We start from the raw sequence: 26,153 nt of genomic DNA on the forward strand, positions 1-26,153 counted from the left end.
TTTATTAAAAAGTGTGTTGACATGAAAATTTAACTTAGTATCATTCCACTCGCCTTAACTAAGGTCAAATATAATCTATTTTAAAGCGTATTATTACTTAGTTTTTAAATACGTTTTTGGTTGTTGGTTAATTTAATTTCACAGCAATGTTTTTTTCAAACCATTGAATTTTATTTTTTTAATTTTATATGTGATTGTATACGGCCTTTATAAACTGATTTTTAAAATTAATTCAATGAATAGAGTGAGTTACAATGAAAGTTATCGTTATATTATTCTCTTTTTTGTTTTCTTTTTTTACATGCAGCATGGAAAGTAGTGGAGGGAAGGTTTATTTCGGTGGGTATGTCTTTGAAGAACCTTGTAATTATAAAAAAACAGTTAGCCATATAGTATTAACTTGTAATGAGAGGGATAATAATAAAAAACATTATTATCAAATTTCTTCATTAAATGAAAATGAAACTAAGATTGATTCAGTTAAAATCTCTGATATTAATTTATCTAAGATATCAATGAATTCTGCAATTACGACTATTTCATATAGGTAATAATACCAGTAAATAAAGAATATACGTTGTCCTTTTCCATTTTTGGCCTTCGATCACCCCCTTAATCTATAAATTAGAAAGGGGGGATATTTTTTAAATTAATATTATAAATAGAAAATAATATATGGTATTTTTGATATTAATAATTTTATGTTGTTAACTGACTGTTATATCTAATTAAGCTTATAGCTAATTAGGCTTTTTTCATGCTTTTACTCGGCGTTTCACCATAACGTTGTTTATATTCAGCACTAAAACGCCCCATATGTGTAAAGCCCCAACGTAGTGCAACGCCAGTGACACTGGTAGCTTCTCCTGAAAGTAACTCAGCACGGACTCGCTCCATCCGTAAATCACGTAAATATTGCATTGGGCTAATATCTAAAAACTCTTTAAATCCTGCATATAAACTACGCAAGCTGACACCAGCAATAAGGGCTAACTGCTCTACAGTGATAGGTTCATGTGCGTGAGCTTCTAAATACTCTTGAACTCGTCGAACATGGCGAGGTCGGATAGTAGCTCTCCTCAAACTGGGATTTTCAGTATAATTATGACCTTGAGTAGAAAGAAGTGTCACCGAGACCAGTTGCTCTACTTGTGTGGCGATCAATTTATGCTGTAAAAGATCTGGGGTTCGAGTAGCACATTCAATGAGGTAATTCATCAATGTTCGCCACGCAATACAAGATTGCCATGCAAATCCAAGTTCAAAAACCAATGGTTTATCTAAAGTATGACCAAGCTGGCCAACTAAAGATCTCTCTAATAATGATCGAGAGATGCGTAACATCAACTGATCATTATCGCTATTCCAACGCATCGTAGTTGGCTCTTCAGGGCTGAGTAATGAAGCCATTTGTGGGGTGGATTCTATGCATTTTCCACCACTTTCTATGATTGCGCTACCTGAAAGCGGCATTTGAACTAGAAAGAAATCTTGTAATTGCCCCGGAGCAATAGAGACATCAGCACCGTATCGTAAACGGCTTAGAGAAATATCCCCCATAGGAATATAGTGCATCCGAGCATCGAGACGTTGGTGTGGATTGAGTAAGTTAAACTGATGTGGTTTCATCACTCGGCCAACCATTGATTTTATCTCTTCAGGATCGGCCGATGTAAATAGTAAACGCTCTGAAGAACAGAGCTGATTTTCAATCTGAGGTGCAGCTGAATGGGACCACGAGTTGCTCAACATCGGAGATACCTCCAAAATTATTTGCCAGCCCTATTTCATAGAAGATCATGTATTGGCCTGACTTTATTGCTTATTATATGTTTTCTCAATGAATTCAAATAATTATTATATGTAGAAAAGAATTTAGTGACTGATTATGTTAGAGGTAAGGGGATGCCTAAATAATCTAAGAACCCTCTTTGTTTTTTAACATTTTGTTAATTATTGTGTAACCTAATGTGAGGTGAACATAACATAAACAACTTTTGTTACCTAGCTAAAAGTGTGCAGAAACTATCCAAATAATGCAAAAAAATAGAAACTGTACGGTTATTGTGACATTGATAACAATATAAAAAATAAAGTTATTTTATTTTTTGAATAGTAAAATATTCATGATTTATCATATTGTTGCTTCTATTTGCCTAGTCACTCGCCTATATTTTGAATCAATAATTTATTTAATTTGCTTATGTAGGTTTTAATAACTGAAACCTTTATTTTTGTAGGGTATAGCCCTTACTATTTTATAATTTTGAATGCTTTTCACTTATTTTCTATGGGTAACTTTTCTTCTCTATTTTTGTGAAAGAGATTACCTTCTAGCTGTTTCAATTCGTTTTGTCCCCAATCTGCAAGCCTTATCCACTCTCTGCATAAATCTAATTTCCATGATTAATCATGGATTGACCTTGTGTTAACAAAAGATATACAAATAAGAAACACAAAAAAGATAAAAACGTTCTGATGTTGATTGGTGAGGTTAAAATGGCTGAGCGATCGTTTGTACAAGAAGTTCAAAAATTACGGCAAGGGCAAGGTGAAACCTTCAGCGGTGAAGGGATCCTTGCTGTCACAAAAGCGCTGTTAGAGTCTGGTGTATCTTACGTTGCGGGATATCAAGGTGCTCCTATCTCCCATTTGATGGATGTCCTTGCTGATGCACAAGATATTTTATCCGAATATGGTATTCGTTTTGAAAATAGCGCAAGTGAAGCAACTGCAGCGGCAACTTTGGCTGCCTCAGTTAATTATCCACTACGTGGCGCTGTGACGTTTAAAGCAACCGTGGGAACGAATGTCGCATCTGATGCCTTAGCTAACTTAGCTTCTGGTGGCGTGTTAGGTGGGGCTTTAATTATTGTTGGTGAAGACTATGGTGAAGGCTCTTCTATTATGCAGGAGCGCAGCCATGCTTTCGCAATGAAATCGCAGATGTGGTTACTCGACCCTCGGCCTAACTTGCCGTCCATTGTTCAAGCGGTGAAAGACGGCTTTGAACTCTCTGAAGCCAGTAATACACCTGTTATGTTACAAATGCGTATTCGTTCTTGTCATGTTCACGGACAATTTGTTTGCGCAGATAATCAACCCCCTAAATTTACAGTGAAAGATGCACTCGAGAACCCAACTCGAGACGTCAGTCGCATAGTATTACCCCCCGCTAGTTTCTTACATGAAAAAGAAAAAATTGAAGCTCGCTGGCCCGCTGCAATTAAATTTATTCAACAACATAAGTTAAATGAATTTTTTGCAGAAGACTCGGATGATGTTGGAATTGCGCTACAAGGCGGTTGTTACAACACGTTGATCCGCGCATTAAATCAGCTAGGGCTAGCGGATGTTTTTGGTAATAGCCAAATTCCTTTATATGTGATGAATGTGGCTTATCCATTGATTGATGATGAATTTGAACGTTTTTGTCGCCACAAAAAAGCCATTTTAGTCTTGGAAGAAGGCCAGCCAAATTTTGTTGAGCAAAATGTGGCGAATATTTTACGTCAACGCAAGATTAATATTGCCCTACATGGCAAAGATATGCTGCCAATGGCGGGGGAATATAATACTGCAACAGTGCTTGCGGGTTTACGTTCGTTTTTTGAATGCTATGGAAAGATAGCTCCACAAGTCAAGGCGGCTGCAAAACAGATCCGTATTCCAACGATTAATATTGCCACTCAAAAATCTGAAGGATCCTTTCCTGAATATGTGAATGCAGCTGAGCCAACGCTAGACGAGTCTGTCCATGCGCGCCCACCAGGGTTTTGCACAGGCTGCCCCGAAAGGCCTATTTTCACTGCGATGAAGTTGGTGGAGCGTGAATTAGGTGAACACCATGTCAGTGCAGATATCGGCTGTCATTTATTCTCTATTCTACCGCCCTTTAATTTGGGGAATACCACTATGGGTTATGGGTTAGGAGGCGCAGGGGCTGCGGCTTTGAATGCAAAAGCTGGGAAACGCGCGATTTCAGTGATGGGAGATGGTGGTTTTTGGCATAACGGTTTAACCAGTGGTATTGCCAATAGTGTTTTTAACCGCAGTGATAACTTAACTATTGTGGTTGATAACAGCTATACCTCTGCGACAGGAGGGCAAGATATTCTCTCTTCGACGGCGTTGAATCCAACCCGTAGTACTGGTCATGAAATTGAAAAAGCGGTGAAAGGCGTGGGTGTTAATTGGGTGAAAACCATTAAACACACCTATGACTTAAAAACCATGACAAATACGTTACGTGAAGCTTTAACAACCGATGAGCAAGGGCCCAAGGTTCTGATTGCGCAAAGCGAATGTATGTTGAACAAACAACGCCGCGAAAAGAAAAAAGTGCGTAGTGATGTTGCCGCAGGCAAACGAGTGGTACGTGAGCGTTTTGGTGTCGACTCTGACACCTGTACGGGCGATCACTCTTGTATTCGTTTATCTGGTTGCCCGTCTTTATCAATTAAACCCAGCCAAGACCCTTTAAGAACAGACCCGGTTGCAACAGTGATGGATAGCTGTGTTGGTTGTGGGCTATGTGGCGAAGTCTCTCACGCTGCTGTTTTGTGCCCTTCTTTTTTTAAGGCTCAAATTATTACTAACCCTAATGGTTGGGACAAATTGCGCCATCGTGTACGTGGTTGGTTTATTGGCTATTTACAGCGTCGTGACGCACGTCGTCGTGAACAATTTAGTTTCTAAGGGGGATGCATGAATTCGTTATCAACTGCATTACCATCAACAAAAGTCACATTACAGCCGATTAAAATTGCCATTTTAGCCATGGGCGGCGAAGGTGGTGGAGTACTTGCCGACTGGGTTGTCAACCTAGGTGAAGAAAACGGTTATTTTGCTCAAACGACTTCAGTGCCTGGCGTGGCACAGCGCACGGGGGCCACAATTTATTATGTGGAATTATTCCCAGGTGCTGACAACCCACAAACGCCTTCTCCTGTATTAGCGCTTATGCCGATGCCCGGTGATGTTGATGTCGTTTTGGCCTCTGAGTTAATGGAAGCAGGCAGAGCAGTACAGCGCGGTTTTGTTACCCCAGAGCGCACAACATTGATTAGTTCAACACACCGCGTTTACTCCATCGCGGAAAAATCCGCTATGGGCGATGGGCGAGTCGATAGCCAAGCATTAATTCGCCACACTGCGGCATCTGCGCGTCAGTTTATTTACTTTGATATGGCTCAAGCAGCACAAGAAAGTGGCAGTGTGATTAGTGCTGTTTTATTTGGTGCGCTGTTTGGTTCCGGTGTTTTACCATTTAGCCGCGCACAATTTGAAGAAACGATTGTACGTGGGGGCGTTGGCGTAAAACCAAGTTTGCGAGCTTTTACATTAGGAGCAGAAAAAGCAGCTAAACCCGAAGATGCATATCAGCCGGAATCCACAAAGAACATCATATATTCACCAAAAAATAAACAGGTATCGCAATTATTAGCTCGTATCCAACATGAATTCTCTCCTCATGTGCAGTATCTCGTGATTGAAGGGACTCGACGACTTATCGATTACCAAGACCTTGCTTATGCCACTTTGTATTTGGAACGCCTCAATAACCTCTTTGCCCAAAAAGGTGGGCAAGATGAGCGTTTGCAACGTGCGCTTGCGCGCCACTTAGCCCTTTGGATGTCCTATGAAGACACTATCCGAGTGGCTGATCTTAAAATTCGTGATAGCCGTTTTGCTCGCGTTCGTAATGAAGTACAGGCAAAAGATAACCAATTGTTGGATATCAATGAATTCATGCATCCAAGAATTGAAGAGATTTGCGAAACGCTTCCCAAAAATTTAGGTCGTTGGTTAATGCGTCCACATTGGTTACACAAAGCGCTTCGCAAAATGACCGAAAAAGGGCGCACGATCACTACCAGTTCTTTATTTGGTTTTTTACAGTTGTATGTATTAGCCACATGGCGAAAAGGTCGGCGTTCGACATTACGTTATCAACTAGAAACGCAGCGTATTGAAAAGTGGCTAGCGGCTGTAATTGAAGCAGCGAAAGCTAACCCTGCACTTGCAACCGAAATTACCCAATGCCAACGCGTGGTTAAGGGGTATAGCGACACTCATGCGAGAGGGTTGCGTAATTTTAAAATCTTAATGGACATCGTTGCGCAGCAAGGGAACAAACTCACCCCCATTAATTTACGTGAACTACGTGAAGCCGCATTGGCCGATGAACATGGGAAAGAATTGGAAAAATGCCGTCAACGTTTAGCGATGAATTAAGGATAACATCATGAGTTTACTGACATTTACTAAGCCACATAAAATTCATTTTTCGGAGTGTGACCCCGCAGGGATTGTGTTTTACCCCCAGTATTTCGTGATGTTTAACAATTTACTTGAACGTTGGGTTGATGAATTAGTCCCTCAAGGCTTTGCGGGTTACATCATGGAACAGCGCTTTGGTTTGCCGACGGTACACCTAGAAGCGGAGTTCAAGGCCATTAGCAAAATGGGGGATAACGTGATGCTAGAGCTGCATGTACAGCGTATTGGTCGCAAGTCTCTGACGTTACATCAACGCTGTGTCGGTGTTGATGGAGTACTGCGCATGCAAGTGACGCAAACTTATGTCACGACGTCATTAGAAACGCATCAAGCCATCCCCATTCCAGACGCCTTGTATCAGGCATTAACCGCTCAGCAACCAGTGTAAGTAAAGGAGAAGTTCCATGAATATTGTGTGTATTGGCGGTGGTCCCGCAGGGCTTTATTTCGGGTTGCTGATGAAACTACAGAACCCAAAGAACCGTGTAGTGGTGGTGGAACGTAATCGTCCTTATGACACTTTTGGCTGGGGAGTGGTATTTTCTGATGCCACGCTCAGTAATTTGCGCCAAGCGGACCCAGTTTCTGCCAAAACGATTTCTGCAGAATTTAGTCACTGGGATGATATCGATGTGCACTTTAAAGGTGTATGTAACCGCAGCGGTGGTCATGGGTTTATCGGCATTGGGCGTAAAAAATTACTCAATATATTACAAGACCGTTGTGTGGAATTGGGGGTGGAGCTGGTATTCGAAACCCAAGTAACGGATGACCAAGCGATTGCTCGTGAGTACCAAGCTGATTTGCTTATCGCTTCTGATGGCATTAATAGTGCGGTACGTACGCGTTATGAAACCGTATTTAAACCCGATATTGACCAACGTCGTTGCCGTTTTGTTTGGCTAGGTACAAAGAAGATTTTTGACGCCTTTACCTTCTTATTCGCTAAAAATGAGCACGGATGGTTTCAAGTTCATGCCTATCAATTTCAAGAAGGGTTATCGACCTTTATTGTGGAGACGACGGAAGAAACCTGGCTTAAAGCTGGTATTGACCAAATGTCCCAAGAGGATGGCATCGCTTATTGTGAAAAACTATTTGCGCCGTGGCTTGATGGTGAAAAACTGATTGCTAACGCAGCGCATTTACGTGGTGCCGCAATTTGGATCCGCTTCCCTCGGGTCATTTGTGGAAATTGGGTGCATTGGACGCAGCCCACACAAGGTAAAGACGTTCCCGTAGTATTGATGGGCGATGCCGCTCATACCGCCCATTTCTCTATTGGCTCTGGAACTAAATTAGCACTAGAAGATGCTATCGAGCTGTGTGAAAGCTTGAAAACTTCAGGGGGTGATTTACGTAAAGGGCTTGAGCATTACCAGAAGGTTCGCAGTGTCGAAGTACTAAAAATTCAGAATGCGGCACGCAATTCGACAGAATGGTTTGAAAATGTCTGTCGTTATGAAAACTTAGCACCAGAGCAATTTGCTTACTCCCTCTTAACACGCTCACAGCGTATATCCCATGAGAATTTGCGTGTGCGTGATGCTGTATGGTTGGAAAACTATGAGCAGTGGTTTGCAGCACAAACCGGTGTCACTTCAACGGCAAAAACACCGCCTATGCTAACGCCTTATCACGTACGGGGTGTCACGCTTAATAACCGAGTGGTTGCATCACCGACACTATTGTATTGCGCTAGTCAGGGCGTACCCGACGATTTTCATTTGGTACATTTGGGTAGCCGTGCATTAGGCGGTGTGGGTCTAGTGATGACTGAAATGACGGCTATAGCCCCCGATGCCCGTGTGACAAAAGGCTGTGCCGGTATTTGGAATGACGAACAAGTTATTGCTTGGCAGCGAGTGACTGATTTCGTTCATCAAAAAACGGATGCCAAAATTGGCATTCAATTAGGCCATGCGGGACGTCGTGGTTCAACTCAGCGTGGGTGGGAGAAAGAAAACCACCCACTGGATGCAGATAACTGGCCGTTAGTTTCTGCTTCAGCATTGCCTTATTTACCGAATATCTCACAAACACCGGTAGAGCTATCCGAGGCGCAAATGACTACGGTGATTGACCAATTTGTTGCTGCAGCAAAACGAGCGGAAATGGCGGGTTTTGACTGGCTTGAACTGCAAGCAGGGCATGGTTATTTACTCTCAAGCTTTATTTCGCCGTTAACTAATCAGCGTACAGATAACTACGGTGGAACGTTGGAAAACCGCTTACGTTTTCCGTTAGCCGTCATTAGTGCTGTGCGTCAAGTGTGGTCAAAACCTTTGACTGTTCGTATTTCATCGACGGACTGGGTGGATGGTGGGACGACAGTTGATGACGCAGTAGAAATTGGTCGTGCAATAAAGCAAGCGGGGGCCGATATGATTGATTGCTCTTCAGGTGAAGTGTCACCGCAACAGCAACCAGTTTATGGTCGGATGTACCAAACACCAATGGCAGACCGTATTCGTAATGAAGCTGGAATACCGGTTATTGCTGTAGGGGCTATTACTGATGCAGACCAAGTCAACAGCATTATTGCCGCTGGACGGGCGGATTTATGTGCTTTATCTCGACCATTACTTTCTGACTCTGCATGGGTCCTACATGAATGTGCGCGTTATGGGTGGGAAACTCGTTGGCCGGCATCGTATGAATATGGGCGTCAGCAACTCGTTCAATCCTTGAAATCGCGTTAAAGGCTTTGGCAAACAAAGAGGAAAACAGCATGAGTACACACTCCCATGACCAATATCGAGAAAATGTGGCAGGGCGCGCTGATGTGGCAGACACCCCTGAGCTAGTGGCGTATTACCAAGAACTAGATGCGTTGAAGACAGGTGCATTATGGACGGTTGCAAACAAGATTGAACCGTGGCAGCCCAAATCAAGCTCAGTTCCTGTGTTGTGGCGCTACCGTGATTTACGCGAACATGTGTTGCGCTCAGTTGAACTGGTGACACCAGAAAAAGCGGGGCGTCGCGTGATTTATTTAAATAACCCAGGCCGCCAAGATGTCGCTGCTGCAGTCGGTTGGTTATATTCAGGTCTACAAGTCATGCACCCAGGAGAAGCCGCTTCGGCTCATGCCCATTCGTCCTCCGCATTGCGGTTTATTATGGAAGGGCGTGGGGCATACACTATTGTCGAAGGGCAAAAAATGATGCTAGAAGCCAATGACTTTGTACTGACACCGAATGGGACATGGCATGAACACGGTGTTGCGGAGGATGGCTTACCCTGTATCTGGCAAGATGGGTTAGATATCCCCTTAGTCAATGCCATGGAAGCTGGGTTTTATAAAGTGCATCCTGACTTGCATCAAGTGCAAACACGACCTATCGACTACCCAGTTGGCATGTGGGGTGGAACCGCATTACGCCCTCACGATATTGGCTGGGATAAACCTTATTCACCGTTATTTAAATACCAATGGGGGCCAACCTACGAGGCATTATGCCGTGCGGCGAAAGCAGCGGATGGCTCAGTATTTGATGACATTTTAATGCACTACACCAACCCACTAACTGGCGGACCTGTGATGCCAACTATTGGGGCAAGCATGCAATTACTGCGTCCGGGATTTGTAGGTAAGGCTCATCGCCATACGGGGAGTTTTATTTATCAAGTGGCGAAAGGGCAAGGGTACTCCGTGATTAATGGACAACGTTTTGATTGGCAAGAGCGTGATATTTTCTGCGTGCCATCGTGGATGTTCCATGAACATGTGAATACCTCACAAACCGAAGATGCATGTCTGTTTTGCTTTAATGACTTACCCGTAATGCACTCTTTGGGGCTCTACTATGAAGAAGCTCTAGTCGAAAATGAGGGGCACCAGAAAGTCGTTACCTAGGTGAATGTCATGTTTCTTATTGATTAATTTAATTATTTTACTATTCCAATTTACGTGAAGAAGTGAGTGAGGCAACCACCTCATTCAAGGAGAAAGAGAATGCGCTTAATAACTTATCGTTCTGATGTGACCGCGGCAGCTCGTTTAGGAGCAATTGTTAACCATCAAGTAGTTGATTTAGCTCTTCTTGCTCAAGAGCAAGGGTTGTACTTGCCTGACAACATGTTGGATTTTATCGATTTAGGTCCACAAGGTGTGCGTGTTGGTACAGAACTTCTAAATACATATCAAGGGCAATTCCCCGCAGGGACTGCGTGGCCGGTACAAAATGTGAAAATCTTGGCACCGATCCCCCGTCCACGTAAAAATATTTTTGGTATTGGCTTGAACTATGTTGAACACGTGGCGGAGTCCAGCCGCACACTAGACACTTCAAAAGAGCTTCCAAAACAACCCGTTATTTTTTCTAAACCACCAACCACAGTGATTGGACCGGGAGATGCTATTGAACATAATGCCAAAATTACCCAACAATTAGACTGGGAAGTCGAGTTGGCAGTGATTATCGGCACGCGTGCGAAAAGTGTCGCGGCAAAAGATGCGCTTAATTATGTGTTTGGCTACAGCTTGATGATTGATATGAGTGCGCGTGATTGCCGCCGTGCAGGGCAGTGGATTTACTCAAAAGGGCAAGATACCTATGCGCCATTTGGGCCTTGCATTGTGACTGCTGATGAGATCCCAGATCCTCACACCTTAGAGCTAAGCTTGAAGGTGAATGGTGTAACCAAACAATCCTCAAATACACGCCATATGCTATTTAATGTGAATACATTGATTGAAGATATTAGCCAAGGGATCACATTAGAACCCGGTGACATTATTGCCACAGGTACCCCTGAAGGGGTCGGCGCGGGGAGAACGCCACAAGAATGGGTATGGCCAGGCGATGTGATTGAAGCATATGTTGAGAATATTGGTGAATTGCGCCATCCAGTTGTCGCCGTTTAAGGGGGAAGCATGCTTAATTTGCAGACATTTAAAGCCGCTGCGGTACAAGCTGCTCCGGTGTTTCTTGATACCAATGCGACGGTAGATAAAGTTTGCCATTTAATTGAAGAGGCGGCTGATAACGGAGCAAAATTGGTGGCATTTCCAGAGGTTTTTATTTCTGGTTACCCTTATTGGAGTTGGGTGATGAACCCGATAGATGGCAGCCCATGGTTTGAAAAACTGTGTAAATCTGCCATTGAAGTCCCGGGGCCTGAAATACAAAAAGTTGCTCAAGCTGCCGCACGCCATCACATCAATGTTGTGATTGGTGTGAATGAGCGAAATCCTAATGGCATTGCTACGTTATATAATACATTAGTGACAATTTCTGATGAAGGAAGAATTCTGGGACGTCATCGTAAATTAGTCCCAACATGGGCAGAAAAATTGACGTGGGCAAATGGAGATGCCTCTTCACTAAAAGTTCACCAAACCAGTATTGGGCCACTTGGGGCGTTGGCGTGTGGGGAAAATACCAATACATTGGCCCGCTTTGCCTTATTGGCGCAAGGCGAGTTAGTCCATATTGCGAGCTATATCGCCTTACCCGTTGCACCAAAAGATTATGACATGGCCGAGGCGATCCGTTTACGTGCTTCAGCCCACTGTTTTGAAGGCAAAGTCTTTACGGTTGTTTCGTGTTCGACAGTGTCAGAAGAAATTATTGATGCAATGTCTGCAACTCATCCAGAAGCACGTGAGTTACTGGCTCGACCAAACAGTGCTTTCTCAGGGATCATCGGTCCTGATGGGCGGGTTGTAGGCCAACCTTTGATTGACAAAGAAGGGATTGTTTACGGTGAAATTGATTTGAACCGCTGTATTCAGCCACGACAAATGCATGATATTACAGGGCATTATAACCGTTTTGATATCTTTGATTTACAAGTAAACCGCCGACCATTAACGGCAGCACGTTTTCACGGTAATGGGCAAGAAAGTGAAGCTTTAAACACATTTCCAGAATCAAGTGAGTCATTTGGGGAGAACGAGATATGAGTTTAGCACGTACATATCGTATCGGGCAGATTGTCCCGTCATCAAATACCACGATGGAAACAGAAATTCCGGCTATATTACGGGCAAGAGAAGCGCTGTTTGCGGAGCGCTTTACCTTTCATTCAAGCCGTATGCGTATGCAAAAAGTTACCAAAGAGGAGTTGGCAAAAATGGACTCCGATAGTGACCGCTGCGCTATTGAATTGTCAGATGCTGCAGTTGATGTTCTGGGATATGCCTGTTTAGTTGCGATTATGAGCATGGGGAAAGGTTACCATCGCATTTCAGAAAAACGTTTATTTCAACGTACGGTAGATAACGGCCATCCAGCACCTGTAGTGACGAGTGCAGGGGCATTAGTTGATGGCCTACATGCGATGGGGGCTAAAAAAGTGTCTATTTTAACGCCGTATATGAAGCCGTTGACGCAGTTAGTGATTGATTATATTGAAAGCGAAGGCATTGAAGTGGTAGATAGTATTTCATTGGAAATTCCAGATAATTTAGACGTGGGGCGGCAAAACCCATTAGCACCAGTGGAAATTACGAAAAAACTCAACACCCAAGTAGATGCAATTGTGGCTTCTGCATGTGTACAAATGCCTTCGCTACCCTCAATACAATTAATTGAAGACCGAGTTGGTTTACCAGTACTGTCTTCTTCGGTGGCAACTACTTATATGATGCTAAAAAAGCTGGGTTTAGAAACTCGTGTTGATGGGTTTGGTTCCTTGTTGAGTGGAAAGTTTTAGCTGAATTATCGCCGACTTCTGCTACTCTTGAGCGGTTGTAATCAAATGCAATAATTCAAGAGTTTATCAAGGGGAGCGAATGGCAAACTCAAAGGTTTTTGTTGATAATTACTTGCCTGCCCTGTTGGGGCAGGCTTGGATGTTAGTTTCATCGGAATTTCATGCCATTGTTGAAAAAAAAGGGTTGTCAGTCTTAGAGTGGCGAGTGCTATCCACACTAGCAGGCAATGGCTCGATGGGGATCACTGAGCTGTCACAAAAAACGGTCAGCAAACAACCGACAATTACTCGCGTACTACAACGGTTAGAGCAGCAGGGACACGTGGTTCGCCACAGTAACCATAATGGAAGTGATAAGCGCATAACACTTGTTAGTGTGACATCAAGTGGAATGTCACTGGTCGATGGTTTACTTGTTGCAGCTCAGCAACACGAAGAAGCCGTTTTAGCCCCTTTGGGGTTGCGTAAAAGTAAGCTCCTTAAGCAAGTACTACAAGAACTTGTTGAGCGGCACAGTATAGAAAACACCAATACAGCTGATAAAAGTACTTCGGATAAAAATAATGCAAAAATGGTAAAAAGGAAAAAATCAGGCAGTCAAAATTTATCCAAAGAAACAACAAAGTAGTCGATTAATGATGGTTTAGTCCTATTTTTGATGGCAATACACAGCTTATTATTGATATTGCGTTTAACTATCTATTTATCAAATAGATAAATAAGTTTTTTATGGGTATTTAAGTCAGTGATGATTTTTCGCAACCTGATGATAGATAGGCTATTTCTTAATTTTATTATTTTTGTATCGATTGATTAATTGCCACTTTACATTGATTCAATTTATCTATTTACTTCATAACTGATAATTAATGATTAGCTAAACATGGAGCAATCAATGTCAGTAGTGACACTTGTACTCGTTTTTTTATTAGCCGTTGTTGTGAGCGTTTTTGTTTCACGACTGCTCAAAGATATTATTCCATTACCCCTGATCCAGATAGCACTAGGGGCTGGCTTGTCTTTATACGGTTTTACAGTTGAATTTGAACCTCATCTATTTCTGTTTTTATTTATTCCCCCTTTATTGTTTCTTGATGGCTGGCGTATTCCTAAAGAAGCCTTATTTCAAGAAATTAAGCCGATCATGTCGTTAGCTATTGGTCTAGTGGTAGTAACGGTTATTGGTATGGGCTTTTTTATACATTGGTTAATTCCAGCTATTTCTTTGGCCGTCGCTTTTGCGTTGGCAGCTATTTTGTCGCCTACAGACCCAGTTTCCGTGTCTGCCATGACGGTCAATTCCCCATTGCCATCGCGAATGGCGCATATCCTAGAGGGGGAGTCATTGCTGAATGATGCAACGGGTTTGGTGTGTTTCAGTTTTGCGGTAGTTGCTGCATTAACTGGCACATTTTCTCTTGCTTCAGCGGCTGGGCAATTTGTATTCGTGGCGTTTGGCGGGATTTTAATTGGTTTGCTAGTGGCTTGGGCAATTGGTTGGTTAAACCAATTATTGGTTAAGCGTACAGGGGAAGAACCTGCTATTCAGATAATGATCAGCTTATTGATGCCATTTACGGCTTACTTGTTAGCTGAACATTTACATGTTTCTGGTATTTTAGCGGCAGTGGTTGCCGGTATTGCCATGCACTATGAAAAAATCGCAGGGCGTATGCAAGCCGCCACTCGTATGCAAAGTAAAGCGGTGTGGGATACGGTACAAACCGCGTTGAACGGGATGATTTTCATCTTGTTAGGCGAACAGTTACCGGGTATGTGGACAAATATGCCTGCTGTAGCAGAGGCCGCGGGTGCGAGCCATCCTTGGATGCTATTTGTTTATGTGGCAATTATTACCGTGGCATTGGCCGTTTTACGCTTTAGCTGGGTGTGGATCTCGATGACTTTAACCGTCTTCCATAAGCGCCGTCGCGGTAAAGAAGCGGATGTTATGCATATTCGCATGATGGCGGTGATGGCGACAGCGGGTGTGCGTGGAGCGATTACATTAGCGGGTATTCTCACGTTACCTTTATTGATGCCTGATGGTTCATTATTTCCGAATCGTGACGTGGCTATTTTCTTAGCGATGGGGGTGATTTTATGTTCACTACTGATTGCCAGTATTGCACTGCCTATTTTAACGAAAGGGTTGGTACAAGACTTACCTTATGATAATGACGAAATTCGAGCGCGCTTGGCCTTAAATGAAGCTGCAATGGCACATTTACGTGACCTGATGAATCACCCATCGGATGATATGGATGAAATTGCCATGCGTACTGAGGTTGGGGCTCAATTATTAGAAATTTATGGTAGACGACTCGATAATTCAGATGAAACTGAATCAGATGTCTATGATTTACACAAAATGATTGATATGGAACGTGAGATGTCCAAATCAGCGTTAAAAGCGAAACGGGACGCGTTATATCAAATGCGTAAAAGCAAAAATATCAATGAAAGGGTATATCACCGTTTACGTGATGAACTTGATTTAAAAGAAGAAACGCTTAATCACCATAAAAATGGTAAACATTAGTTAGAGAAAAATGACCTGAATTTATTCAGGTCATTTTTTTATGAATGTCATTCAAGTAGGTTTGACGGTTTGTATAGATTGCTGATAAGTTAGTAATAATTCTATTTAGGAAATTTATATGTTACAAGGCACTGTTAGCTTAAGCATTATTATTACCATCACATAGTGGTGGGGATAAGCTACATCCTAAACCCGCCAGATAAGGCGGGTTTTTTTGTCCTTATCTGGTTAATTCTTCAGTAAGGAGCTATTTATGAATTTAACAGAAGCCTCACCATCATTAAAAAAACCGCCTCGTTTGCATTTTCTTTGTGGCAAAATTGCTTCAGGGAAATCGACATTAGCAAAACAACTGGCTAACGCCCCCCGTACTATTTTGCTCTGTGAAGACGAATGGCTTGCCGCCCTTTATCCTAATGAAATCACTGAACTGGCTCACTATGTTGAAAAAAGTACCCTAGTGAAGCAAGTATTAGAAGGCCATATTGAGCAATTGATACAGGCTGGGAATAATATTGTGATGGATTTTCCTGCGAATACACCGATGCAGCGGCAATGGTTAACGTCATTGGCACAGGCATCTGATGTCCCTTATGTATTTCATGTATTACAGGTAAGTAATGACGAGTGTAAAGCAAGACTTGCAGCGCGGAATTTAGCAGGGGAAAACCCATTTCAAACATCTGAAACGCAGTTTGATTTAATTACGGCACATTTCTCTTATCCAAAAAGTAGCGAGCAGTTAATCTGCAAATTTTACCCATAGAAATAACAGGTCTGAGTAATAAACCTCTGGAGGATACTTATTACTCAGATTTATAGTCATTTAGGGCGATACATTTTTAAATTTTGCTGTTGTTCTATCCAATAATAATCGGCGGGTCCTCCTGCACGCAATAGTGGCTTCTGGCCAGCACAGTCATATAATCCATCATTCAATGCGGACTCATCAATATGCACCATGACAACCTCTCCCATCACCATCCAAGTATCCAATAACTGGCCATCAGCACGTTTCAGTTGTTGGTATTGCGTGACAACACATTCCATTGAAACGGGTGTTTGAGCGATGCGAGGGGGTGAAACTAATGTTGAAGGGAGAGTGGATAGCCCCGTTAATGCAAATTCGCTTTCACCATGTGCCAATGTAGCACTACTCATATTTACCTTTTCGCCAAGTGCAAGAGTTGCGAGGTTATACACAAACTCCCCTGTTTCGATGGCATTAGTTACTGAATCTTTTTTACCAACACTCGAAAAGGCCAATATAGGTGGTGAATAATTGAAAATATTGAAAAAACTATAAGGAGCTAGATTGGCTCTACCTTTACTATCACAGGTTGATATCCAACCAATAGGCCTAGGGCCAATGAGTGATGGGATAGGATCATGGGGGAGCCCGTGACCCTGCAGTGGTTGGTAGCTATAGAATTTTTCTATCATTTTGGAGTCCTTTTTAACTTTACTTTAACGGATATTTGAACAAGGTGTTAGGTGTTTAAATAAAAAATGCGATTAATGCATAAATAATGCAGTAAGTGGATATTCTATTTTTAATTTTGCTTATATTAACGCTTGAGGATATAACTCAATATAACAATAATAAATTAAATAGTAATTGATGATTATCTTTATTTTATTTATGAGTTTTAGCATTGACTTCATTGTTTAACTCTATTTTTGTGTAAATCTAGTGGGTTTATTCGTTTTAATTGGTAGCGTTGCTTTATTCTTTTTATTTTATTTTGTCCGGTACGTTAATATTTTAAATTTAATTTATTTATTTTGCTATTATTTTATCTGCAATGTTGTTTAATTTGTTGATTTTTTTGTTTATTTTTGCAGTTTTATAAAATATATAATAGGTGTTATATAATTTAATAGGAAATAACTATCAAATTATATATGTTCGATCGATACAAACGTATTTACAGGCTTAATTAATAAACCTATATTTAAAATTAATTGTTTCTATCTGTGCTTGGATATATCCACTTTTTCACATGAAAATAATCTGTCTTTTAAGTAAGGTTGGCTAATTGAATTTTTTATATGGGAGTGTTTTTTGTTGGAATTAATATGATAAAAACGGATGCATTATTACGTCGAGATGTTGGGTTATTTTTAAGGCAAGCAAGAATTGATAAATCATTAACAGGATACCAATTAGCGAAAATATTAAAAATAAGTCAACAGCAGATTTCTCGTTATGAAAGAGGAGAAACTGGTATTAATATTGAAACGTTAAATATTTTTTTGAACGTATTAGAAAAAAATTGGTTAGAGTTCTTTTTTAAAGTATTAGTGAACCATTCAAGTGAAATTGCAGATATAAGAACACAAGATGAAATTTTTTATCTCATCGAAAGAACATTTTTCTACTATTATGGAAAACTAAAAACCAGATGATTTTCAATGGATTTTTTATTGAGATAGTAATTTACATATATTGTAGTTCTTAGTTTTTGTGTCCTCTTTAATTGGATTAAATATGGAAATTAGACTTACGCTATTAAATTTTTAATGGTGTATTTGTTGTAGTTTAATTTTTTAATTGAAAGGAAAAATATATGCGATTAACCAAATTAAATATTGCCCCCAAATTATCAAAATCATCTCGGTTATTTATTTTTACTGCATTGATGACGGTTTTTTTGTCAGCAAATTCTGCGGCAGACAATACCGGTACAGTTGATTTCGAAGGTGTCGTTGTGAGCACGCCTTGTAATATAGCTCAATCATCACTAAAGCAACTTATTGATTTTGGACAGTTATCTCGCAGAGCATTGGAAAATGGTCGCGTAGCTGAAGTGAAATTTAATATTGAATTTACGGGATGCGATTTCGCTGATTTTGATACTGATGCAGCCGGAAAACCCATTGCTGTTAAATCAATGGAATTAGTGTTTACAGGCCAAAGTTATGCGGATGCAACAAATACTTTGCTTTCTACTTCTGCAGGCAATACCAACAATGTGGGAATTGGCATTGATGGATTTGAATTTGGAAAAGCGAAAGATGTGTTCTCACGCATTATCAATAAAAAGGGAGATAACGTCCTGTCTTTCAAAGCGTTAGCAAAGGCTGTTGATACGACGAAAAGTGTATCGGAAGGTAGGTTCAGTGCGGTAACAAACTTTCGTATTACCTATCAATAACTAAATTATTTAACCGCCAGCATTGGCTGGTGGTTAAATGAGAGCCAGTAGAAGAGGTGTCGTGGTGAGCTATCAAAGGGCTATGGATATAACAGTGCTGCTGGTAATGCTTATTTTTAGTATTCATTCATATGCAGACATCAAAAGCGTTAAACCCCACAGCGTCAGTGCAATAACGTTACTCAGGGGTAGCGTCATTGATGCACCGTGCTCAATAACATTGCAAAATCGCTATCAAACTATTGATTTTTCTTCTTTGGCTCTCGCTTTGTTGTCAAATAGCTTGCAAAGAGAAATGCATGATCAGCCTTTTATTATCGAGTTACAAGATTGCGGCAGTGTCTATTCAACCGTTGATCTAAAAACATGGAAGATACGCTTTGTTGGCCAAAATACACAATATATTGATGCTTTTATACTACAAGGTGCTTCCGAAGGGGTGGGTATTTCGGTATTAGATAATTCAAAAAGACGATTACAGCCTAATAAGGATTATTCATTATCTGACAATGTGTTGTATCAAGATAAATCAGGTTACAGCCTTTTCCTTCGTTATTTCTTACGTCTGGAATTAACCGGACAACCGATCCAAGCAGGTCGTTATTACGGACTGCTCCGCTTTTTCATCGATTACCAATAACACGCACGAAGAATACGTTTCTATGAGCTTCATTTTGAAGATGCACTCTTATTGCATTTAATCTGGTATAGCGAGGATGGTATAGAGCATGGTGTTCAAAATTAACGCGAAATTGAAGCTGGTTTGGCGCATTGCTTTTCTGTTATCGGGTCTTATGGGATGCAAAGTATTTGCCTCTGAATTTAATACAGATGTTTTAGATGCGGATGATATTCAGAATATTGATATGAGCCAGTTTTCAGTAGCTGGGTATACGCTACCAGGAAATTATGTTTTTACTCTCTTTGTTAATGGACAACGCTTAGGGGCACCCCGTGATATCTCCGTTTATGAAAATAAGCCAATCGCCGGAGAATCAACCCAAGTCACACAAACCATCTGTATTCCTCCAGATGTTCTTGAATTAATTGGTTTAAAGCGTTCGGCGATGGAGAAAGTAACACTTACCCATAATGGGAAATGTCTCGACTTTTCTGCGTTAACAGGGGTTCAAACAGCCATCGAGCTCAGTACATTGTCGTTGAAAATGACGGTTCCACAAATATGGATGGAATACCGCGACCCTTACTGGGTACCCGCTAATTTATGGGAAGAGGGGATCGGTGGTGTATTTATTGATTACAACGCGAATATTTCAGCAACCAAAGAAACGGATAATCATCGGCAAGTTTATTTATCGAGTAATGGGATCACCGGGGTGAATTGGGGGGCTTGGCGCTTACGTGGCGATTACAGTACATCTTATCAAAAACAACGGGGTGATTATCCGCAGGAAAAACACAACTTTGATTTTACTCGTCTTTATGCATTTACCTCATTGAAAGATAGTGCCTCAATCTTTACGTTGGGAGAAAATTATTTCTATTCGGATATTTTTGAATCTTGGCAATATACCGGTTTTTCTTTAGAAAGTGATGACCGCATGCTGCCGCCTAAATTAGTGGGGTATGCACCTGAAATTATTGGTGTTGCAAATACGAATGCAATTGTGATTGTTCGCAGCCAAGAACGCATTATCTCTGAAACGGCAGTTCCTCCCGGCCCATTTCGTATTCAAACACTTGATAGCGGCATTCGTGGTGTATTAGATGTGACCGTCCGCGAAGAAAATGGGGAAGAGAGTAAGTTTAGTATCAGTACGGCCTCGTTGCCTTATTTAACACGTCCCGGGCGCGTCATTTATAAGGTTGCTATGGGAAAGACGCGTTATGACAATCGGCATTTGACAGGGGAGCCTGTTGTAAGTGGTGAATTATCATATGGTGTTTCAAATGCATGGTCATTATATGGAGGCACTCAGCTCAATGGCTATTACCAAAGTGCAGCGTTAGGAATAGGGCGAGATCTTTTTTCAATAGGCGCGGTTTCTTTTGATATCACACAATCTTTTGCCGATTTTTCAGATAAAAGACGCCAAGGACGCTCTTATCGCGTTAATTACGCAAAATCTTTCGATGAGCTACGTACAGATATTACCTTTGCGGGCTATCGTTTTGCCGACAAAGAATACCGAACACTCACGCAATTTATGGATGAGGAGAGAATAGGTTATGGTACTCAGGCAGCAAAAGAAAATTATCAATTATATTTAAATAAATATTTCGATGATTTTAATATTTCTCTTAATTATCAATATAGTACTTATTGGCAGCATGACTCACAAACACAATACGGTTTATACGTTAATGCGCCTTTAAATTTCCCTCTTCTGTCCCAAAATGCGGCAAATTTATCATTATCAGCGAGCCGTACAGAGCGAGACAATGGTAATGAAGATGATGCCATTAATCTGTATCTCACTGTACCGTTATTTCGTGGACATAGTGTCACATTCTCTGAGCTCTACTCACGCTCAGCGGGAAATAACCAATTTAATCATCAGGTTGGATATAGTGGCTATGGAGAGCAGGATAATTTCAATATCAATGTTGGTTATAACCATGGGCAAAATATTGATAATCAAGTCAGTTTGAGTGGCTTCTATTCACGAGATATCTCTCAAGCAAGTACATCTATAAATGCAAGCTATGTACCAGATCAGTACCACAGTATTGGTGGGTCAATCAATGGTGGGCTCACATTAACCTCTAAAGGAGCGGCATTGCACCGCTCAGCGCACGGTGATACACGACTTATGATTGAAACACCGGAGGTGAGCGGTGTTCCTCTCGAAAATGGTGTAACTAAAACCAATGCATTTGGATTGGCCGTTATTCCCAATGTGAATAGTTATCGAAAATCTACTGCTTCAATCAATACCAGCCAGTTACCCGATGATATAGAAAGCCTCGATCCCTCAACGGATATTACGTTAACCAAAGGTGCCATCGGTTATCGCAGCTTATCGGTGATGAAAGGCGAAAAGTTATTTACTGTTTTTGCTTTGTTAGATGGAAAACACCCACCTTTTGGTGCCAGTGTACGTAATAAAAATAACCAAGAATTGGGGCTCGTGGGTGAAGGCGGTGTGACGTGGCTAGTGGGGGTATCACCTCAAGAAAAGTTGTCGTTGTATTGGAATAACCAGCTGCAGTGCGAGTTATCCCTACCTGAAAAATTAAATGAGCTTACTGATTTGTTATTGCTGCCATGCTCTTCAGTCAAAGCGGTCCGTTCAGTTGATTCATCATCAAGTAAATGATTGTGAGGCTAATTATGTGGAAATTAGATATCTGTTATCAATGGGTTGTGAGGGTGCTGTTTGTTATATCAATATTATCATTTAATACTCATGCAGCAGTGACCTTGGATCGAACTCGGATCATTTTCCCTGGGGATGCGAAATCGATCAATATCAAGATAGCCAATGATAACCCAGAAGAGGCATATCTCGCGCAAAGTTGGATTGAAGACCCACAAGGTAACAAGTTAATAAAAGGAGCGTTATTAGCCACGCCTCCTCTACAGCGTGTCGAGCCGAATAGCCAAAGCTTAGTTCGTTTGAGTCTGACGCCTTTATTTAGTCAGTTACCGCAAGATAGGGAATCCGTATTTTATTTTAATTTACGAGAAGTCCCGCCTAAATCTCATGATGCGAATACCTTACAAATTGCTTTGCAATCGCGGGTGAAGCTTTTTTATCGGCCCTCGTCCATTTTAGCTGAGTCAGAAACAAACTGGGCACATAAGGTCACACTAATGAAGACCAATAAAGGGTATCAACTCAATAATTCAACACCTTTTAATTTGACGGTTATTGGCTTGGGTAATAACCAAAAACAGTCTGAACAAAGTCAATTCGAGGTGGTGATGGTACCACCGAAATCTACCCAAGAATTTGTTTCCCAGCCGCTGACAAAGCCACATTTAACCTATATCAACGACTATGGCGGAAAACCGACTTTAGCTTTTCGTTGCCAGCAAGAGGTTTGCACTGTGGTTGATGAACGTTAGTTAAGTTAGGAAATATGCCTAGCATTAATAATAGAAGGAGTAATGCATTGATAAAATATATGCTTATCGGCTTATTTTTCATCAGTAGCATGGTCATCAGTGGCGTGATAGGCGGGATGTCTTCGGCTAGCGAGTTTTTAAATCATACTGCAGTGAATGAATCGCATTATGAAGATTCAAATAGTGGATGGTTAGAAGTCAGCGCTCAATTATTCAATTCACCTTGTCACTTAAAAATATCAACCTCAGCGGTGATGCTGACTCAATGTGGCGCAGGCGATGCCTTTTCTGCCAACAAAATGCAAACAACGCCCGCACAAATACGTTTTTATGATGTGCAAAATGGGAATGTTACGGCTATAGAGAAAATGAATCTATTAAATGGCAATAATCTCATTTATCCCCCTGTTTCAATGCACAAATCGAATTTATTACGGCTGGAGGTGGTTTATGAGTAAGGCTATTTTACTTTTAAGCCTTGGATTCCCTATTTTTGCTTGGAGTATGGACAGCTTAGATGTGGAGTTTAGTGGTATTTTAGTCAATAAAACCTGTCAGTTAGCGGCTGATTCTATCAATAAGCGGGTAACAATTGAAAATATACGTTTGAAGTCGATTAATGACAATATTCCTAGTGATATCACCCCCTTTTTTATCACGATTGAAAAATGTAGCCAAGCCGACCTAAATAAGATGATTAAGATTACCTGGAAAAGCCCAAAACAGGTCACTGTAGAGGGTGATAATTACCTTGGAACGGATGGAAATAGTGGTGTACTGCTCGGTGTAGTTGATAAGCAAAGAGTACTTGTTACTTGGGATAAATCGATTGAGGTAACACCGGTTACGGTTACGGATGGGACTCAACAATTGGAATTTGGTGTATTTGTTCGTAAAAATCCGCTGAATGAAGCAAAAAAAGGTTTTTTTTCAAGCTCAGCGACTTTTTCATTGGAGTATGAGTAATGAATACAATCAATTGGTTATCTAAATTTGTTTTGTGTTTTTTATTTCTCCCATTTATATCTAAGTCGGATGTCTTAATCGATGTGAGTGCGACGCTAGTCGACCCAGCCTGCCACCTGCGTAGTGAAGATAACAGTACCCCGTTAAAAATCAATTTTGGGGTGATTAATATACCGCATAATTCTGATGATATTTCCCAATCCCATACATTTCCTTTGTATTTAACTGGCTGTAATTGGAATAAATCACTCGGTATTATGATTAACCCCAAAAATAGTAACACTATGGTTTATCAAGGAAAAAGTATTTTATCCACCAGTACTGATGGCCTTGGCATTAATATCAATAATATAACTGGAGGTGTGGCTCATCCACTTGAAGTTAATCAAATTCAGCAAATATTCCCAGAACAAATAGATGCCACTTTGCAGCGAATTATTTTACAAGCTGATCTCGTTAGTACCCTACCAGCGAGCCAACTCCGTGCTGGAAAATTTAGTGCTATTGCCATGATTTCGGTCACTTACTATTAAGGCGGTAATATCGGTTATGTCTAATTTTCAAATCCTATTTCAGGCGGTTTCTTGCTCTATGGTGAAAATACCATTTCCCTTATTTTTGAGGCGAGAATTCTTTAAACAACCATCTGGCTTATCAATGTATTTTCTGGTGGCTATTCTTAGTTTGTATGGAATAAATGCTCATGCAGACTATGCACCTCGAATACAAAATTCCAATTCAGGTTATTCAATTCGGATCGATAGTAATAGTGTTATTGAACCCGTTTCACGGGTTGGCTCTGATGGCAAAAATTATTATCGTGTAGGAAACCCTATTGTTATTGACGGTAATAGTGCTCAAGTGAGCGTGTCTGGCTTGGTTGATTGTGTTGGTAGACGATGGGGAAGTAGCAATACAAGAATTCATTCATCACAGGCATTTCATCGTTTGTTTATGTATGTGGCTTCTGCGGGAGTCACGATTGATGGAAAAACGGCCTACCGGATCAATAACAATTTAGTGATGACGGTGGAAACTCCGATAATAAATTGGATAAATATTGATGCAGGAATGTGCTCATATGCTTATGTGGGGCTTGTTAGGTCTGCTCAAGAGTTTACCAGTCAATTTCCGGTTACTATTACATTTTTTATTAATGAGCAAATTATTGATGGAAAACTGGTTATTCCTGCAATGGATTTAGCGGGCTATGTTCGCGCTTTTACTGAACCTAAAACAGCGCCTCCCTTTGACAGCTGGCCTTTATCTGAATCAACAGTGCCAATGCGTCTTGCAGCTTCTCAGTTAAATGTGAAAGCAATGTGCTCCACGCAAACGAGCTCTGGGCAGGCTAGCACAGTCAATTTGCGACACGGCCAATTAAGTAGTATTCATTACGATAGTTTGGTGACGGAAAGCATCAGATACACGTGTAAATTTGCGGCCTTAACGAAGGTAAGGTTACGGTTAGACTATGTGACAGATGGTGACCCGCAAAAGCGTTTACCGATGAAAGATGCTTCAAATAGAACGATTTACAGTAAGTTAGACATTGTGGATGAACAAACCGGGGCGACGGGGACAGATATTCGTGTAGGAATTCATTCAAATCGCACGATCCATATACGTAGTCGTATTCAAGGAAATAATGCAGACGCAGGAAGTTATCAAGGGTCTGCATGGTTAATTGCCACATTTGATTAAATTTAGTTTTTGAATGGTTAGGTGTTATCCACTAATTCTCTGAATAAAACTGGATGGACTTTGCCCTAACCATTTTTTAAACATGGTCGAAAAAGACCCAACGCTGCTGTAGCCTAAATCGAATGCGACCTCGGTAATGGATTTACCCGCAGAAATGTGGGTAATCGCACTTAATAAACAAGCTTGCTGCCGCCAGTCAGAGAAAGATAACCCTGTTTGAGCACCAAAAAAACGGCTAAATGAGCGCTCACTTTTATGTAATTTTGCCGCCCACTCCTGTGGTAATGAGGTGATTTGTGGCGCTTTTAGGAATTCCCGGCACAACTGGGCTAAATGTTCATCCCGTGGAATTGGGGCATAGAAAGGCAGGGGCTCTGCCTGCGCAATTTCATGCAAAATCAATTGGTACATCACACCATCACGGCCATTTAAATCATATTCAATTGGCGTATCAACCGCTTCAAGCAATAGCTGACGAAGTAAGGGCGAAACCCTGAGCACTTCACATTTGTTTCCCCTACGTGGAGCGGCTTTGGGCTCAATGTATAAGCTACGCGTACTGACATTCAACATGCGTGTTTCATGAGGCGTATTACAGGGGATCCAAACACCACTATCAGGTGGTATGACCCATTCGCCATCTGCTGTACTCACTTCAATCAAGCCTGTCGCACCATATAGAAACTGTGCGCGGCGGTGAACGTGAGAATCAAGCAGCACGTTTGGTAGGTAATCAGTGCCGATAGCTAAAACATCACGCGGAGTTGCATCGACCGTTTTTAGAGGAATATTTCGCATAGTAATT

The 26,153-nt window shown here is 41.3% G+C and carries 24 protein-coding genes; 21 read left to right on the plus strand and 3 right to left on the minus strand.

The features are described from left to right. The first annotated feature begins 254 nt into the window (after nucleotides 1-254). Entirely contained in the window at nucleotides 255-551 is a 297-nt protein-coding gene (locus tag PR800_RS06485; RefSeq protein WP_102139153.1) for a hypothetical protein, read from the plus strand. A 193-nt stretch (nucleotides 552-744) separates the two neighbouring features. On the opposite strand, the gene PR800_RS06490 is transcribed toward PR800_RS06485, so the two are convergent. Next, the gene (locus PR800_RS06490) at nucleotides 745-1,752 is read right to left on the minus strand and encodes an AraC family transcriptional regulator (protein ID WP_166267241.1); all 1,008 of its coding nucleotides are present in this window, start codon (nucleotides 1,750-1,752) and stop codon (nucleotides 745-747) included. Nucleotides 1,753-2,499: 747 nt separating this feature from the next. Here PR800_RS06490 and PR800_RS06495 point away from each other — a divergent pair. From PR800_RS06495 to PR800_RS06545, 11 genes are all read left to right on the plus strand, one after another. Continuing rightward, a complete protein-coding gene (locus tag PR800_RS06495; protein ID WP_272530421.1) occupies nucleotides 2,500-4,698 on the plus strand; it encodes an indolepyruvate ferredoxin oxidoreductase subunit alpha in 2,199 nt (732 codons plus the stop codon). 9 nt (nucleotides 4,699-4,707) lie between these two features. Beyond that, nucleotides 4,708-6,237, plus strand: coding sequence for an indolepyruvate oxidoreductase subunit beta family protein (locus PR800_RS06500; protein WP_272530423.1), 1,530 nt, complete (start codon nucleotides 4,708-4,710; stop codon nucleotides 6,235-6,237). Nucleotides 6,238-6,247: 10 nt separating this feature from the next. After that, the gene (locus tag PR800_RS06505; RefSeq protein WP_102139150.1) at nucleotides 6,248-6,670 is read left to right on the plus strand and encodes an acyl-CoA thioesterase; all 423 of its coding nucleotides are present in this window, start codon (nucleotides 6,248-6,250) and stop codon (nucleotides 6,668-6,670) included. 16 nt (nucleotides 6,671-6,686) lie between these two features. After that, nucleotides 6,687-8,984, plus strand: coding sequence for a bifunctional salicylyl-CoA 5-hydroxylase/oxidoreductase (locus PR800_RS06510; protein WP_102139149.1), 2,298 nt, complete (start codon nucleotides 6,687-6,689; stop codon nucleotides 8,982-8,984). Nucleotides 8,985-9,013: 29 nt separating this feature from the next. Continuing rightward, nucleotides 9,014-10,141 (plus strand): cupin domain-containing protein, encoded by a 1,128-nt coding sequence (locus tag PR800_RS06515; protein WP_102139148.1) that lies wholly within the window; start codon nucleotides 9,014-9,016, stop codon nucleotides 10,139-10,141. 99 nt (nucleotides 10,142-10,240) lie between these two features. Beyond that, nucleotides 10,241-11,152, plus strand: coding sequence for a fumarylacetoacetate hydrolase family protein (locus tag PR800_RS06520; protein WP_102139147.1), 912 nt, complete (start codon nucleotides 10,241-10,243; stop codon nucleotides 11,150-11,152). 9 nt (nucleotides 11,153-11,161) lie between these two features. After that, nucleotides 11,162-12,193, plus strand: coding sequence for a carbon-nitrogen hydrolase family protein (locus tag PR800_RS06525; protein ID WP_272530424.1), 1,032 nt, complete (start codon nucleotides 11,162-11,164; stop codon nucleotides 12,191-12,193). Beyond that, entirely contained in the window at nucleotides 12,190-12,945 is a 756-nt protein-coding gene (locus PR800_RS06530) for a maleate cis-trans isomerase family protein (protein ID WP_272530425.1), read from the plus strand. Before PR800_RS06525 ends, PR800_RS06530 begins: the two co-directional genes overlap by 4 nt. 79 nt (nucleotides 12,946-13,024) lie before the next feature. After that, the gene (locus PR800_RS06535; RefSeq protein ID WP_102139144.1) at nucleotides 13,025-13,573 is read left to right on the plus strand and encodes a MarR family winged helix-turn-helix transcriptional regulator; all 549 of its coding nucleotides are present in this window, start codon (nucleotides 13,025-13,027) and stop codon (nucleotides 13,571-13,573) included. A 267-nt stretch (nucleotides 13,574-13,840) separates the two neighbouring features. After that, nucleotides 13,841-15,487, plus strand: coding sequence for a Na+/H+ antiporter (locus PR800_RS06540; RefSeq protein WP_195698137.1), 1,647 nt, complete (start codon nucleotides 13,841-13,843; stop codon nucleotides 15,485-15,487). Nucleotides 15,488-15,740: 253 nt separating this feature from the next. Next, the gene (locus PR800_RS06545) at nucleotides 15,741-16,253 is read left to right on the plus strand and encodes an AAA family ATPase (protein ID WP_102139142.1); all 513 of its coding nucleotides are present in this window, start codon (nucleotides 15,741-15,743) and stop codon (nucleotides 16,251-16,253) included. A gap of 56 nt (nucleotides 16,254-16,309) precedes the next feature. On the opposite strand, the gene PR800_RS06550 is transcribed toward PR800_RS06545, so the two are convergent. Then, nucleotides 16,310-16,930 (minus strand): flavin reductase family protein, encoded by a 621-nt coding sequence (locus tag PR800_RS06550; protein ID WP_195698138.1) that lies wholly within the window; start codon nucleotides 16,928-16,930, stop codon nucleotides 16,310-16,312. Nucleotides 16,931-17,566: 636 nt separating this feature from the next. On the opposite strand from PR800_RS06550, the gene PR800_RS06555 reads away from it, so the two are divergent. From PR800_RS06555 to PR800_RS06595, 9 genes are all read left to right on the plus strand, one after another. Beyond that, on the plus strand, nucleotides 17,567-17,896 hold the full coding sequence (locus PR800_RS06555; RefSeq protein WP_166267257.1) for a helix-turn-helix domain-containing protein: 330 nt from the start codon (nucleotides 17,567-17,569) through the stop codon (nucleotides 17,894-17,896). A 233-nt stretch (nucleotides 17,897-18,129) separates the two neighbouring features. Continuing rightward, a complete protein-coding gene (locus PR800_RS06560) occupies nucleotides 18,130-18,645 on the plus strand; it encodes a fimbrial protein (protein WP_102139192.1) in 516 nt (171 codons plus the stop codon). Nucleotides 18,646-18,706: 61 nt separating this feature from the next. Further along, a complete protein-coding gene (locus PR800_RS06565; RefSeq protein ID WP_102139191.1) occupies nucleotides 18,707-19,285 on the plus strand; it encodes a fimbrial protein in 579 nt (192 codons plus the stop codon). Nucleotides 19,286-19,373: 88 nt separating this feature from the next. Continuing rightward, nucleotides 19,374-21,926, plus strand: a complete 2,553-nt coding sequence (locus tag PR800_RS06570; protein ID WP_272530426.1) for a fimbria/pilus outer membrane usher protein — start codon at nucleotides 19,374-19,376, stop codon at nucleotides 21,924-21,926. Between the two features lie 14 nt (nucleotides 21,927-21,940). Beyond that, on the plus strand, nucleotides 21,941-22,678 hold the full coding sequence (locus tag PR800_RS06575; RefSeq protein ID WP_229597524.1) for a fimbrial biogenesis chaperone: 738 nt from the start codon (nucleotides 21,941-21,943) through the stop codon (nucleotides 22,676-22,678). A gap of 47 nt (nucleotides 22,679-22,725) precedes the next feature. Then, a complete protein-coding gene (locus PR800_RS06580) occupies nucleotides 22,726-23,136 on the plus strand; it encodes a hypothetical protein (RefSeq protein ID WP_272530427.1) in 411 nt (136 codons plus the stop codon). Continuing rightward, nucleotides 23,129-23,644: a fimbrial protein gene (locus PR800_RS06585; protein ID WP_272530428.1), complete on the plus strand. Its 516-nt coding sequence runs from the start codon at nucleotides 23,129-23,131 to the stop codon at nucleotides 23,642-23,644. The genes PR800_RS06580 and PR800_RS06585 overlap by 8 nt, the downstream gene beginning before the upstream one ends. Beyond that, nucleotides 23,644-24,177, plus strand: coding sequence for a fimbrial protein (locus PR800_RS06590; protein WP_102139135.1), 534 nt, complete (start codon nucleotides 23,644-23,646; stop codon nucleotides 24,175-24,177). Before PR800_RS06585 ends, PR800_RS06590 begins: the two co-directional genes overlap by 1 nt. 16 nt (nucleotides 24,178-24,193) lie before the next feature. Further along, nucleotides 24,194-25,348 (plus strand): adhesin, encoded by a 1,155-nt coding sequence (locus tag PR800_RS06595; protein WP_206275876.1) that lies wholly within the window; start codon nucleotides 24,194-24,196, stop codon nucleotides 25,346-25,348. 24 nt (nucleotides 25,349-25,372) lie between these two features. Here PR800_RS06595 and PR800_RS06600 read toward each other — a convergent pair whose 3' ends face one another. Then, a complete protein-coding gene (locus PR800_RS06600; protein ID WP_136134398.1) occupies nucleotides 25,373-26,146 on the minus strand; it encodes an AraC family transcriptional regulator in 774 nt (257 codons plus the stop codon). Nucleotides 26,147-26,153: the final 7 nt, after the last annotated feature.

This window comes from Providencia sp. PROV205 (assembly GCF_028479505.1).
In the GTDB taxonomy this organism is placed as follows: domain Bacteria; phylum Pseudomonadota; class Gammaproteobacteria; order Enterobacterales; family Enterobacteriaceae; genus Providencia; species Providencia huaxiensis.